Origin of the sequence: Nocardia sp. alder85J (assembly GCF_020176955.2) — a bacterium.
In the GTDB taxonomy this organism is placed as follows: domain Bacteria; phylum Actinomycetota; class Actinomycetes; order Mycobacteriales; family Mycobacteriaceae; genus Nocardia.
Map to the genome: position 1 here is coordinate 328,178 of NZ_JAIUCZ020000005.1, position 13,141 is coordinate 341,318.

Consider the following 13,141-nt stretch of genomic DNA (forward strand, 5'->3'; position numbering starts at 1 on the left):
CTCAGGGCAACTGCGGCGGCTCGATGCCCCACTCCCGCAGGCGATCCCGATAGGTTGCCAGGGTCGCGAGCTTCAGGTCCTCGTAGCCGCGCACCACATCCGGCAGTGCGGCGATGGCCACCGCCCGGTCGTAGTCCGTCGCCAGGGTGGTGATCAGCTCCGCCACCGTCTCGGTGTAATGGGCGAGCAGGCAGCGCTCGACGCGCCGCACCCGGGCGTAGCCGAACGGGTCGAATCCGGTGCCACGCAACCATTTTCCCTTGGCGAGCAGGCGCAGCGCGAGGTGACCGCGCGGACCGAGGCCGATCTTCGTGCGCCGCCCGAGCGCCCGCAGGACCGGCGGATGCAGCCGGTAGGTGAGGGCCGTGCCGCCGGGGAACCGCGCGGCGATCTCGTCGAGGAAGGCCGGATCGGTGAGGCGGCGGGCCACCTCGTACTCGTCCTTGTAGGCGGTGAACTTGTAGAGGCCCCGCGCCACCTGCTCGCTGAAGTCGGTGCGCTCGGTGACCGCGCGCTCGGCCGCCCACGCCCGCTGCACAATCCGGAGATACTCGCGGGCGACGTGCGCGTTCTGGTATCCGACCAGTTCGGCGGCCCGCAGTTCGGCCACCCGCCGGGTCTCCCCGGTGGCGGCCAGCTCGGCGGCGAGCTCCGGCGGAAGCGCCGGAGCGCCGGGCCGCACCGGCGCCGCGATCGCCGCGGCGAAGTCGTCCGGACGGGCCACCGCGACCCGGCCCCAGCGGAAGGCCGCGAGATTGGCGGCCACCGCAACCCCGTTCAGCTCGATGGCGTCCTCGATCGCCGCGGCCGGCAGACCCAGGCCGCCGGTCTGATACGCCGCGCCGACCAGCAGGAAGTTGGCCGCCGTGGTGCTGCCGGACAGCGCCTCGGTGGCCGCGAGCGCGTCGACGCTCCACACCGAGCGCGAAACCTGTTCCAGCCGCCGCAACAGTGCGCCGGTGTCGGGATGAGCCACCGACCGGTCGTAGACCATCGCGCCGGTGGGGGTGACGCTGGTGCCCGCGATCGACACCGTGACCTCGGGCGACCCGTAGGCCGCCCGCGCGGCGTCGGTCGCGGTGAGCAGGTCGAAGGCCAGGATGCAGTCGGCACGGCCGGGCGTGAGCCGGTTGGCCGGTTCCAGCGCTCCCGCCGAGAACCGCAGGTGCGAGATCACCGGACCGGCCTTCTGCCCCATACCGGTCTGGTCGAGCCCCGCCACCTGGTATCCGGCGCGGGCGGCGGCCGTCGCCAGCACCTGGTTCACGGTGACGATCCCGGTGCCGCCGATCCCGGCGAGCAGGATGTTGCGCGTGCCGGTCGGCGGTGCCGAGGTGATCTCGGGAACCTCCGGTGGTTCGGGCAGCGGTCGCACCCGCACGCGCGCACCCGTCCGCTCGGCTGCCTCCGCCGGATCGGCAGCGGGCAGGTCCACCGTCACGAACGACGGGCAGTCACCGGCCAGGCAGCTGTAATCGGTGTTGCAGGAGGTCTGGTCGATGCGGGTCTTGCGCCCGAATTCGGTGTCCACGGGCTGCACCGACAGGCAGTTGCTCTGCACGCCGCAATCCCCGCACCCCTCGCAGACGGCCTCGTTGATCACCACCCGGGTGCGCCGGACCGGCAGGGTGCCCCGTTTCCGTTGCCGCCGGGCGTCGTTGGCGCAGTGCTGGTCGTAGATCAGCACCGTCACCCCGGTCACCTCGCGCAGCAGCCGCTGTGCCTCGTCGAGCCGGTCCCGGTGCCACAGCAGCGTTCCCGGCGCCAGCTCGCCGCGCTGGTAACGCTGCGGTTCGTCGGCGCAGACGATGATCCGCCGGACGCCCTCGATCGCCAGCTTGTGGGTCAGCCGCGGGACCGTCAGCGCGCCGGCGGCCGGCTGGGCGCCGGTCATCGCCACCACGTCGTTGTGCAGCAGTTTGAAGGTGATGTTCACCCCGGCGGCCACACAGGCCTGCACCGCCAGCTGCCCGGAGTGGAAATACGTTCCGTCGCCGATGTTCTGGAACATGTGGGGCACGTCGGTGAACGGCGCCCGGCCGATCCACTGCGCGCCCTCGCCGCCCATCTGGGTGAGCCCGGTGACCCGGCTGTCGGCCCGGTCGGAGACCATCACCAGGGTGTGGCAGCCGATGCCGCCGCCGGCCAGGGAGCCCTCGGGTACCGCGGTGGAGCGGTTGTGCGGGCAGCCGCTACAGAAGTACGGGGTGCGCGACACCGGTAACGGCTCCAGCGACAACGGTTGCGGCAGCGGTCTTCTCAGCTCCAGCCGGTCCCCGAGCACGCGGCGCAGCGGAGCGGCGATCCGCCCGGCGGTCAGCTCACCGTCGGCCGGGAACAGCGGCCGCCCGGCGGCGTCGACCTTGCCGAGCAGGCGCGGGACATCCACCCCGCCGTAGAGGATCTCGGCGATCCCGGTCTGCACGAAGGCGGTCTTGTCCTCCACCACCACCAGTTCGGACAGGCCCGCGGCGAATTCCCGGATCCGTTGCGGCGACAGCGGATACGGCATTCCGATCCGCAACAGCCGCACCCCGGCCCGGTACAGCGCGGCGTCGTCGGCCCCGAGGTCGGCCAGCGCCTGCCGCACCGAGTCGAAACAGGTTCCGGCAGCGGCGATTCCGATCCGCGCGTGCGGCGGATTCACCTCGATGACGTCCAGGCCGTTGCGGGCCGCGTACTCCTCCACCATGCGCCGCCGCGGCCCGTACAGGTCCGCCTCCGCGGGCAGACTGTCCGCGGGCGCCCCCATCGGTCGTTGCCGGTAGACGAAAGGCCGCCCCTCCCAGACTATTTCGGGCGTCACCGGATCCGGGCCGGCGAACGCCGCGGGCACGGTCCAGGCCCCGTCGGCGACATCGGCCACGATCTTCAGCGCGACGAGGCATCCGGAGGCCCGCGACAGCGCCACCCCGTGCAGGCCGAGGGTGACGATCTCGCGGGCGTTGCGCGGGAACAACACCGGGATGTTCATCGCCGCCAGCGATCGTTCCGACACGGCCGGCACCGTCGACGATTTCGCCGCCGGGTCGTCGCCGACGAGCAGCAGGACGCCGCCGCGCGGGTCGACGCCGTACATGTTGGCATGCCGCAGGGCGTCGGTGGCCCGGTCCAGTCCGGGCCCCTTGCCGTACCAGACGCCCACCACACCGTCGTAGGCGGCGCCGGTCCGCGGCAGTGCGGCCTGACTGCCCCATACCGCGGTCAGCGCCAATTCCTCGTTGAGCCCCGGTACGACACGCACGTCGTGCGCGGCCAGCACCTCGGGCATGCCGGCCAGCAGCTTGTCCACCCCGGCCAGCGGCGAACCCTGGTAACCGGAGACGAACGTGCCCACCCGCCGTCCGGCCCGCCGGTCCCGGGCATGCTGCTCCACCAGCAACCGCGCGATCGCCTGCACCCCGGTCAGGACGGCGGGCCCGCCCCCGGCCCGGAATCGGTCGGCCGGATCGTAGGGCGCCGAGAGCACGGGGTCCGCGCCGCGGTCTGCGAGTTCGGTCATCGTGCCACCCGTCCGTCGGGCGCTGGCGAGCGCCGGGAATCACTGAGCATTTCGATGACAACATGCTGGACCGAATAAGTCAGGTGAACAAGAGATAAGCGGCAATTTGAGCATTATGCCCAATTTGGCAGTTTGGTATCGTGCATCGACGGTGCAGAGTGCGAGCCACCGGACGGCCCCGGCAACTCACCAGCCGTCCGCCGGCATCCCCCGCTCGCGCCACCGCTCGCAGCGCTGCGCGTACTCGGCCAGTCGCTGCCGCGCGAACACCTCCGGATACCAGTCGTCGGCGGTCACCGCCGCGGTCCACACGTACGCCGCGACCACCGCAGCGCCGGATCCCGGATCGGCCCGGTGCGTGCCCGGCGCCGCGGCGGGCCGCACGAGCCGGATCGGCCGCAGATCGTATTCGGCGTCCTCGAACCGGTCGAGAATCTCCCATTCGGCGCGGGTCAGACCGGCGACGACGATGCCCACCGCGATGCGTTCGGAATCCGGGATCAGCCCCGGATACACCCGATCGGGCAGCGCGGCCACCCGCCAGCCCTTCGTGACGCCCAGCCGCAACGGCGGGACCCGGCCCAGCAGCGCCTCCAGCACCGGCGCGAATTGCAGTGTGCCGTAAGCGAACAGCTCGTCACCGGCGGAATTCGAACGGGGAAACGCCGGATGCGGCTGGTCGTCGTCGACCGGTTCGCTGGCTTCGGCATCCCCGGCACCCGGGGCGGCCCCGTAGTCGTGCATCGATCCATCGAACCATCCCGCGGCGCCGATCGGCGCGCGCCGAACCGGTGGACACGGCGTGTCGTCTATCCCGCCGGCCGGACCGCCACGCCAGCCAGCCGCTGGAACGCCTTCGGATCGTGCGAGCTGAACACGGTGACCTCCCCGCCGTGCGCACGCTGCAATTCGACCAGGCGGCGGCGGTTGTCGCGGAAGGACGGCCCGGTCACCGTGGAACCCAGTTCGGCCACCCGCCACAGCAGCGGCGTCCGCGGCTGCGCCGGATCGACCTCGCTGCCGACGTAGTAGGAATCCCCCGCGTGCAGCAGCCAGCCCCGGCCGGTGTCCACCGCGACCCCGATATGGCCGCGGGTGTGGCCGGGCAGCGGGACCACCAGGATCTCCGGCGCCAGTCCGGGCAGGTCGCGCACGGCCCGGAAACCGAACCACTCCGCCTCGCCCTCGACCTCGTTGACCATCCAGCGCGGCCCGTGCGACCACTGCGCGGCGCGGTAGCGCAGCCGCTCGGCCGCGGTGCGCCCGGCCATCGCCGCCCGGAACTCCGGGCCGTGGATGTGCACGACCGCGTCCGGGAAGTCGGACAATCCGCCGGCGTGGTCGAAATCGAGGTGGGTGAGCACGATGTGGCGCACGTCGGCCGGGTCGTAGCCCAGCCCCTGGATCTGCCGGTAGGCGGTCTCGTGCTCGGCGAGCCTGGCCCCGAGCAGGAACCGGCTCGGACCCACCATGCGACCCGGCTGCCGCACACAGCCCAGCCCGTAGCCGGTATCCACCAGCACCAGACCGGCTTTCGTCTCGATCAACAGGCAGTGGTCGACCATACCCAGTGCCATGCTGCCGCAGTTGAGGTGATGAATCCGCACGCCGCCTACTCCATCCGATGCTCCGGCTCCCGGAACGCCACCCACCGGAACGCGCACTCCGGCTGGTCGAGTCGCGAATCAGGATTTCGCCGACGCCACCATACCCCCGACCGCGACGGTCCTGCCCTTCCCGCCGTCAGCGCCCGGCCGCCCGGTACACCCGCACGTAGTCGACGAGCAGATCCGCCGGGAAGGCCGTGTCACTGGCGGGCGGACCGGGCCAGCCGCCGCCCACCGCGAGATTGAGCAGCAGGTGGAAGGGCTGGTCGAACACCCAGGTGTGCTCAGGTTTCAGCTGGGATCGGCCGAGTGAGTAGTAGAGCGTGTCGTCGAGGAACCAGTCGATCCGGTCGGGACCCCACTCCACCGCGTAGGTGTGGAAGTCGTCGGCGAGCCGGGCGCTGCCGGTATGGCCCTGGGAATAGCCCGGATCGGCGAATCCGGGACCGTGGGCGGATCCGTACACCGTGCCCGGATCGTCGGCGATGGTCTCCATGACGTCGATCTCACCGTTGTCCGGCCACGGGCGGTCGGCGGTCCCCATCATCCAGAAGGCCGGCCACAACCCCTTGCCCGCCGGGATCTTCATGCGCGCCTCGAAGCGCCCGTAGGTCTGGGCGAAGTGGCCGAGGGTGGTGATCCGGCCGGAGGTGACGTCGCAGGGGCCGTCCGGGCACGGTGTCATGCCCGGCAGCTGTTCGCGGCGGGCGGAGATCACCAGATGGCCCTGGCCGTCCAGCGCCACGTTGGCCGGGCGATCGGTGTAGTACTGCCATTCGTGGTTACCCCACTGCGGTTCCCCGCCGAGGTCGTAACCCCAGTTGCCGGGGTCCGGCCGGGTACCGGCCGCGCCGGTGAACTCGTCGCGCCAGACCAGTTGCCAGCGCGCCGGATCCGGGGTGGGGTCACCGGCCGCGCCGCCCCTGGTTCCGATGACCGCGGCCAGCACGGCCGTCACGAGGACGACGACGGTCACACCCGGACGGCGGGGGCGGCGGCTCGACGGGGAGGGGACAGTCATCTCGTGAGCCTTCCGAGGGGCGAACTCCGGCCGTCCGGGTGCGACCTGCGGCCACACTAGGGACGCTCGTATGAGGATTCGATGAAGTGCGAACCCCGGCCCGCGCTCACACCGGCCGCTGCGCCCGGATGATCTCCGCCAACTGTTCGTAGTCCTCGGTGCGCGCGGTCGAACCGCGGAACACCAGGCCCAGGGTGCGACCGGGGACCGGGTCGGCGAAACGGGCCAGATCCAGTTTGCCGCGACCGGTTTCGGCGCCCACCGCCATCTCCGGGATCAGCGTGACGCCGAGCCCGCCGGCCACGCACTGCACCACCGTGGCCAGCGACGCCGCCCGGGTGTCGCCGACCGTGCCGGGCCGGACGTCCTCGGACCGGCACAGGTCGAGGGTCTGATCCCGCAGGCAGTGCCCCTCGTCGAGCAGCAGCAGCGGCAGATCCTCCAGCGCCCCCACGGAGACGTCGGTGCGCCAGGCCAGTTCGTGGCCGCGCGGCAGCACCAGGACGAATGCCTCGGTGTACAGCGGGATCTCGACCATGCCGGAGACCTCGGTGGGCAGGGCCAGCACGGCCACGTCGAGCACCCCGCTGCGCAGACCGTCCAGCAGCCGGGCGGTCTGGTCCTCGATCACATGCGGGACCAGCGCGGGCAATCGCTGCCGCAACTCCGGCAACAGACTCGGCAGCACATAGGGGGCAACCGTCGGGATGATGCCCATGCGCAGATGACCGCCGAGCGCGTCGCCGGCCGCGGCCGCCACGAATCGATCGGCCGCTTCCAGCGTCGCCATCGCCTGCGGCAGCAGTCGTTTCCCCGCCGCGGTGACCAGGACCCGGCGGGTGCTGCGTTCGATCAACTGCAATCCGAGGCCGTTTTCCAGCGATGCCAGCGCCTGCGATAACGTGGGCTGGCTCACAGTGAGTCGTGCGGCGGCCGTGCCGAAATGGCGGTATTCGGCGATCGCCACGAACGCACGCAGCTGTGACAGGGTGGGCTGATAAGTCTGATCAGGCACGCCTATCAGTGTAGTGCAACTTATCACCTTTACCTTTTACCGATGGCCGGGCAAGATCACAGGTGAGCCTCCGCACGGACCATCCCGATGCGAGCCGGCCGCGAACAGACCTTGATGCGACACGATCCGACATTCGAAGGAAACGAGGACAGAAGCATGCCCCTGCTGACCATCGGCGACGAGTTCCCCTCCTACAACCTGACCGCGGTGATCGGTGGCGACCTCTCCCAGGTGAACGCCCAGCAGCCCGACGACTACTTCACCCAGGTCACCAGTGACGACTACGCGGGCAAGTGGCGGATCGTCTTCTTCTACCCGAAGGACTTCACCTTCGTCTGCCCGACCGAGATCGCCGCGTTCGGCAAGCTGAACGACGAGTTCGCCGACCGCGACGCCCAGGTGCTCGGCGCCTCGGTCGACAACGAGTTCGTGCACTTCCAGTGGCGGGCCCAGCACGAGGATCTGAAGACCCTGCCCTTCCCGCTGGTCTCCGACCTGAAGCGGGAGTTGGCCGCCGCCACCGGCGTGCTGAACTCCGACGGTGTCGCCGACCGCGCCACCTTCATCGTCGACCCGAACAACATCGTCCAGTTCGTCTCGGTCACCGCCGGTTCCGTGGGCCGCAACGTCGACGAGGTGCTGCGGGTGCTCGACGCGTTGCAGTCCGACGAGCTGTGCGCCTGCAACTGGAAGAAGGGCGACCCGACCATCAACGCCGGCGAACTGCTCTCCGCCGCCGTCTGATTCGCGACAGTCGTCACCGGTCGCGGTAGCCCGCCGATCTCGGTAGCCCGCCGATCTCGGTTAAACACAGGAGGACCCATGAGCATCGAGAATCTCAAGAATTCGCTGCCGGAGTACGCCAAGGACCTCAAGCTCAACCTGTCGTCCATCGCGCGCACCACCGTGCTGACGGAGCAGCAGTTGTGGGGCACCTTGCTGGCCGCCGCGGCGGCGACCCGCTCCGCCACCACGCTGCGCGAAATCGCGGCGGAGGCCGCCGACACCCTGTCGGCGGAGGCCTACAACGCCGCCCTCGGCGCCGCCTCGATCATGGGTATGAACAACGTGTTCTACCGAGGCAAGGCGTTTCTCGGCGGGCGGTACGACGATCTGCGGGCGGGCCTGCGCATGCAGATCATCGGCAGTCCGGGCGTCGAGAAGGCCGACTTCGAGCTGTGGTCGTTCGCGGTGTCGTCGATCAACGGCTGCCAGCACTGCCTGGAGGCCCACGAGCACACACTCCGCGAAGCGGGCGTGTCGCGCGAGGTGATCTTCGAGTCGCTGCGGGTGGCCGCGATCGTGGCCGGTGTCGGCCAGGCCGTGCAGTCCACCGAGGCGCTGGCCGCCGCGGGCGTCTGACGCCCCGACGGCCAGGCCACCGGGTGTTTCCCGGGTGATGTGACCGGTCGACGTGGCGATGCCCCTGCCCGTGCGCGGGCAGGGGCATCGTCGTGTCCGCGGCCGGGTCCGGAGCCCGGTGAGCGGCGTCGCTGCGGGTACGCTGAACTGTCATGGGCATCCCCGAGAGCGATGGCACACAGGTCGAGGTCGTGCGCGTGTTCACCGATGCGGCGGGCCGGTTCGGCAACCCGCTCGGCATCGCTCGCGCCGGTGATGTCGTCGATGTCGATCATCAGGCGCTGGCGGCCCGGGCCGGTTACAGCGAGACCGTGGTGGTCGAGGAGCCGATCGACGAGCGCGCCCGGATGCGCATCTACACCCCGACGCTGGAACTGCCCTTCGCCGGGCATCCGACGGTCGGCACCGCCTGGTGGCTGGTCGAGCGCGGCACCCCGGTGCGGGTGCTGGAGGTGCCGGCGGGCCCGGTCGAGGTCTCACCGCCCGACGGCGGGGTCACCTGGATCCGCGCCCGCGCGGACTGGGCGCCCGCCTTCGAATTCCACCAGTTCGACAGCCTCGACCTGCTGTCCACGCTGGACCCGGCCGATTTCCCGGCGGGCCAGCACTACGTCTGGGGCTGGACCGACGAGAGCCGCGGTGCCGTCCGCAGCCGGATGTTCGCGCCCGCCTTCGGAATCCAGGAGGACGAGGCCACCGGTGCCGCGGCCATCGCCCTCACCTCGAAGCTCCGCCGCAGCCTGCTCCTCACCCAGGGCTCCGGCTCCCAGCTGTTCACCGAGTGGGATTCCGACGGCTGGGTGCGCCTCGGCGGCCGGGTGGTCCTCGACCATCCGGTGGTGATCTGACACCGCACACTCAACCCAGTGCGGCCGTGAGCAGCATGTAGGCGGTGCCCAGATCCATCACCAGGTGCGGCACGCCCGCCAGCGAACCGGCTGGGTGCGCAATGACGTGTCTCAGTAGGCGTCTCGTGCCCGGCAGCAACATCAGTAGCGCGTCGGCGAGGAACAGGACCGCGAGCGCCGGCAGGGGCGCCACCGGGCCGCGGTGACCATGGTGATGGCCCGACATCGCGTACAGCATGGCCCCCGCCGCCAGCAGGTGGTAGCCGAACACCACCGGGGCCGCCGGGCCGCGGGTGTGCCGCTCGGGCAACCGGACCGCCAGCAGCAGCGCGAAGACCGCCACCATCGCCGTGAGCACCGTCTGCGCGGCGGCCGACGCGGCGATCGGGAACATCAGCATCGCCACCATGACCAGGCACATCAGCAGATGCGCGGCATCCGACTCGTGGTCGCGCGGACGCGAAACCGGGTGCGCCACAGAGATTCCGGCGACCGGCGCCGGTGCGGCGGCCAGCCTGGTCAGGACCAGCCCCGCCGTGAGCACGAAAGCCGCCACCACCACCCACCGCGACCAGGCGAATTCACCCGCGAAAGCACCCACGCCCCACCACCTTCCGGCCACCGAGCATCCGCGTGACCGACCGGCGTCACGATGGTCGCGACGATGCCCGGAACACGCCCTCGGCTTTCATGGTGACACCACCCCCCGACAGGAATTCCGCTTCCCGCCGCCCCTGTCGGCCACTGCGCTGCCCTTGCCGCACCAGGACGCGCGCCGGCCCGCAACCCGCACGGGATTCCGGGCCGGAACGCGGCGACTCCGCGATCAGCCCAGGGCGCGGGCGAAGGCGGCGGCCATCTCGGCGATCTGTTCCTCACCGGCGACGAACGACGGCGAGATCTGCAAGGCGCCCTGACCGGCGGCGCGACCCGAAACTCCCTGTGCGCGCAGGGCCTTCACCATCGCGGGCCCCTCGGCCGGGTCGGCGAGCTGGACCGCGGCCACGGCGCCGAGGCCGCTGCGCACCTCGGACACCCGCCGATGCTCCACCAGCGGCGAGAAGTGTTCGTGCAGCAGCGATTCCAGGTTCTTGCTGGCATCGAGCAGATGCTCGCGCTCCACGATGTCGAGGTTGGCCAGCGCCGCCGCCGCGGCGCCGGCGTGACCGCCGTAGGTGTAGCCGTGCCGGAACCACACGCCGCCGGCGAAGAACGGCTCCGCCACGTGCGGGGCCGCGAACACCGCGCCCATCGGCAGATAACCGGAGGTCAGCCCCTTGGCCGTGGTCATCAGATCCGGCTCCAGCCCGAACCGGGTGGAGGCGAACCAGGAACCGCCGATGCGGCCGAATCCGGTCACCACCTCGTCGGCGACGAACAGGATGTCGTTGTCCCGGCACACCTTCCGCACCTCGGTCAGATACCCCTCCGGCGGCAGATAGACCCCGCCCGCGCCGATGATCGGCTCGCAGAAGAACGCCGCGATCCGATCGGCGCCGACCTCGCCGATCAGGTCGGACAGCGCCGCCGCCCGGTCCCAGTCGACGGTCCGGGCGGCGGGCATCAGCTCGCCGTACCCGTCGTGGTTGGCGGGGATGCCGGCCAGCGCCGTCCCCGCCACATGCATGCCGTGATAAGCCAGCCGCCGCCCCACCAGCAGCGTCTTCTCCGGACGGCCCTGCTCCACCCAGTAGCGCCGGGCCAGTTTGGCCGCGGTGTCGACGGAATCCGAACCGCCGGAGGTGAACATGATCTTGCTGCCCGGTACCGGCGCCAGATCCGCCAGGCGCTGCGCGAGTTCCACAGTCGGCGGCGCGGTCAGATCGCCGAAGTTGGAGTAGTGCGCGAGCGTGGACAGCTGCGCGGCGACCGCGTCGGCGATCTCCCGGCGGCCGTGGCCGACGTTGGTGAACCACAGGCCACCGGTGGCGTCCAGGTAGCGGTTACCCTCCGCATCCCAGACGTAGGCGCCCTCGCCACGGGCGACCACGAACGCTCCGTCCCGCTCCACCGCGCCCATGTCCGCGAACCCATGCCACAACGCACCCACGATCGATCTCCTCTTGGTATCCCGGTATTCCGGTGTCGACTCGCCGCGCCGCACCCGGCCGCGACTATCGCGGCGCCGGACCGTGCAGCCGGGCGGCGAGGTCACCGAGGGCGACGACGGCGACCGCCAGCAGCGAGAATACGCCGACCAGCACGATCAGGCCGAGCGACATCGACAGGTAGCCCTGGTGCACCGGATTCAGGAACGGATACGGGTACCAGTCCACCACCAGCCCGCGCAGCAGCGAATACGCCCCGTACGCGACCGGATACAGCAACCACGCCGCCACCAGCCGCACGGTCAGCCGCAATGCCACCGGGACCACCACCCAGTCCAGCAGCAGCACGATCGGCATCGCCCGGTGCAGCACGTCGTTCACCCAGGGATAGTGGTCGGCGGTCTCCAGATGCGCCAGCAGCACCGCGTACACGATGCCGGTGATGAGCAGATACAGCGTCACCGCGCCGCGCACCCGCTGCCAGATCCGCCCCCGCGGATCGAACAGGCCACCGGCCAGCAACACCACCGCCGCCACGATGTTCGACTGGATGGTGAAGTAGCTGTAGTGGTCCGCCTGCGGCTGCCCGGACAGATGCGTCCCGCTCCACGCCAGCGCCACCACGCCGAGGACAGCGAACCCGATCCGCAGCAACCGAACCCATCCGGGCGTGGGACCGGCACCGTCCATCTCCGGATCGTCGCACACCACGGCCTCGAGCACGGCCGTGTCGGCCGGACCGCGCGCCGGCCGCACCAGTCCGCCCCCGCGCGTGGTCCGGGCCCCCGAACCGACCTCGGCCGGTCCGGCCGGACGGCCCGCGACCGCGGCATCCCACCCTCCGGACTGCCCGGCCCCGGTCCCACCGGCAGTGGTCCCCGCGCCGCTGTCGCCCCCCGCCGATGCGGTGAGCTCGCTCACGGCGTGCACCGGCATCGCGGCCCGCGCCCCGGCGGAACCGTCCACGACCGCACCCACCGCCGACCGCTCCCCCACCCGGTCCTCGACCGGACCGGCCACGGCCGCGCCCGCCACAGACCGCTCCGCCGCCCGGGCTTCGACCGGATCATCCAGGGCCGCCCCGATCGCCGACCACTCCGCCACCATCGCCTGATCCTCTGCGGACATGCCGTCGGTGGCTTCGCGCATATTCGCGAGCGTGTCGCGCAGGACCTCGGCGAACATGTCCACCTCGTCGTCCGTGTCCGACGCGGTCCCGAGCGATCCGAGACGACCGGCCACCGACCGGACCCCGTCGTGCGCGCCGGATACGGCCAGCGCCGAGGCCCCGCCTGGCGCGGGCCACGTCGTGTCGACCGGCGAGAGGGCGGTGCCGGCCACCTGCCACAGCGGTGTGTTCGGCGCGGGCCCATCCAGGCCCGGCCTCCCACCGGTGGCCTCGACCGTCGCGACAGCCGGACCGGCGTCCGGCGCACCCTGTCCCAGCCGGTGGGCGATCGCGGGGAATGCCGGGAAAGCGGACGGCGTCCCGGGCGGGTTTCCGGTGACGGGGAGCCCGGGTACGCCTGCGGCCGGCTCGCCGTCCGGTGCCGGTGAGGCGAGTCCGATTGGGGCCGTGCGTGGTTCGGGCACCGGGACGGTGGCCGGGGGCGGCGGGCCGGTCCGCCGGGTGGGCCGGTCCGGCCGGTCCCGGTCCGTGGTGCGGGCGACCGAGGCGCGGATGAGCGCGACGACGCCCAGCACCGCCACGAGCAATCGCACAGCGCGCGGCGAGGCC

11 protein-coding genes are annotated in these 13,141 nt (G+C 71.3%); 3 read left to right on the plus strand and 8 right to left on the minus strand.

Features of this window, described 5'->3' with window-relative positions; all coding sequences use genetic code 11:
* Position 1: 1 nt before the first annotated feature.
* The 5 genes from LBW94_RS21270 to LBW94_RS21290 all read right to left on the minus strand — a co-directional run bounded on the left by LBW94_RS21270 (position 2) and on the right by LBW94_RS21290 (position 7,145).
* On the minus strand, positions 2 to 3,502 hold the full coding sequence (locus tag LBW94_RS21270) for an indolepyruvate ferredoxin oxidoreductase family protein (RefSeq protein WP_225052672.1): 3,501 nt from the start codon (positions 3,500 to 3,502) through the stop codon (positions 2 to 4).
* Between the two features lie 186 nt (positions 3,503 to 3,688).
* The gene (locus tag LBW94_RS21275; RefSeq protein ID WP_225052674.1) at positions 3,689 to 4,246 is read right to left on the minus strand and encodes a gamma-glutamylcyclotransferase family protein; all 558 of its coding nucleotides are present in this window, start codon (positions 4,244 to 4,246) and stop codon (positions 3,689 to 3,691) included.
* Between the two features lie 65 nt (positions 4,247 to 4,311).
* Positions 4,312 to 5,109, minus strand: a complete 798-nt coding sequence (locus LBW94_RS21280; protein ID WP_225052676.1) for an MBL fold metallo-hydrolase — start codon at positions 5,107 to 5,109, stop codon at positions 4,312 to 4,314.
* A 136-nt stretch (positions 5,110 to 5,245) separates the two neighbouring features.
* Positions 5,246 to 6,130: a family 16 glycosylhydrolase gene (locus LBW94_RS21285; RefSeq protein ID WP_225052678.1), complete on the minus strand. Its 885-nt coding sequence runs from the start codon at positions 6,128 to 6,130 to the stop codon at positions 5,246 to 5,248.
* Between the two features lie 106 nt (positions 6,131 to 6,236).
* A complete protein-coding gene (locus LBW94_RS21290) occupies positions 6,237 to 7,145 on the minus strand; it encodes a hydrogen peroxide-inducible genes activator (protein WP_225052679.1) in 909 nt (302 codons plus the stop codon).
* A 156-nt stretch (positions 7,146 to 7,301) separates the two neighbouring features.
* On the opposite strand from LBW94_RS21290, the gene LBW94_RS21295 reads away from it, so the two are divergent.
* The 3 genes from LBW94_RS21295 to LBW94_RS21305 all read left to right on the plus strand — a co-directional run bounded on the left by LBW94_RS21295 (position 7,302) and on the right by LBW94_RS21305 (position 9,355).
* Complete coding sequence (locus tag LBW94_RS21295) at positions 7,302 to 7,889, plus strand: peroxiredoxin (protein WP_225052682.1); 588 nt, start codon at positions 7,302 to 7,304, stop codon at positions 7,887 to 7,889.
* A gap of 78 nt (positions 7,890 to 7,967) precedes the next feature.
* A complete protein-coding gene (locus tag LBW94_RS21300; RefSeq protein WP_225052683.1) occupies positions 7,968 to 8,507 on the plus strand; it encodes a carboxymuconolactone decarboxylase family protein in 540 nt (179 codons plus the stop codon).
* 152 nt (positions 8,508 to 8,659) lie between these two features.
* Positions 8,660 to 9,355 carry a PhzF family phenazine biosynthesis protein gene (locus LBW94_RS21305; protein WP_225052685.1) on the plus strand — a complete coding sequence of 232 codons (696 nt, stop codon included), beginning with the start codon at positions 8,660 to 8,662 and terminating at the stop codon, positions 9,353 to 9,355.
* A gap of 10 nt (positions 9,356 to 9,365) precedes the next feature.
* Here LBW94_RS21305 and LBW94_RS21310 read toward each other — a convergent pair whose 3' ends face one another.
* From LBW94_RS21310 to LBW94_RS21320, 3 genes are all read right to left on the minus strand, one after another.
* Entirely contained in the window at positions 9,366 to 9,956 is a 591-nt protein-coding gene (locus LBW94_RS21310) for a DUF5134 domain-containing protein (RefSeq protein ID WP_225052687.1), read from the minus strand.
* Between the two features lie 225 nt (positions 9,957 to 10,181).
* Entirely contained in the window at positions 10,182 to 11,375 is a 1,194-nt protein-coding gene (locus LBW94_RS21315; RefSeq protein ID WP_225053245.1) for an aspartate aminotransferase family protein, read from the minus strand.
* Positions 11,376 to 11,469: 94 nt separating this feature from the next.
* Complete coding sequence (locus LBW94_RS21320; RefSeq protein WP_225052688.1) at positions 11,470 to 13,125, minus strand: Pr6Pr family membrane protein; 1,656 nt, start codon at positions 13,123 to 13,125, stop codon at positions 11,470 to 11,472.
* Positions 13,126 to 13,141 lie beyond the last annotated feature (16 nt).

What these genes read in the sequence shown, in the direction of transcription:
- LBW94_RS21270 (WP_225052672.1), bottom strand. Translation starts at nt 3,502, where the DNA reads ATGACCGAACTCGCAGACCGCGGCGCGGACCCCGTGCTCTCGGCGCCC.
- LBW94_RS21275 (WP_225052674.1), bottom strand. Translation starts at nt 4,246, where the DNA reads ATGCACGACTACGGGGCCGCCCCGGGTGCCGGGGATGCCGAAGCCAGC.
- LBW94_RS21285 (WP_225052678.1), bottom strand. Translation starts at nt 6,130, where the DNA reads ATGACTGTCCCCTCCCCGTCGAGCCGCCGCCCCCGCCGTCCGGGTGTG.
- LBW94_RS21295 (WP_225052682.1), top strand. Translation starts at nt 7,302, where the DNA reads ATGCCCCTGCTGACCATCGGCGACGAGTTCCCCTCCTACAACCTGACC.
- LBW94_RS21300 (WP_225052683.1), top strand. Translation starts at nt 7,968, where the DNA reads ATGAGCATCGAGAATCTCAAGAATTCGCTGCCGGAGTACGCCAAGGAC.
- LBW94_RS21305 (WP_225052685.1), top strand. Translation starts at nt 8,660, where the DNA reads ATGGGCATCCCCGAGAGCGATGGCACACAGGTCGAGGTCGTGCGCGTG.
- LBW94_RS21315 (WP_225053245.1), bottom strand. Translation starts at nt 11,375, where the DNA reads ATGGGCGCGGTGGAGCGGGACGGAGCGTTCGTGGTCGCCCGTGGCGAG.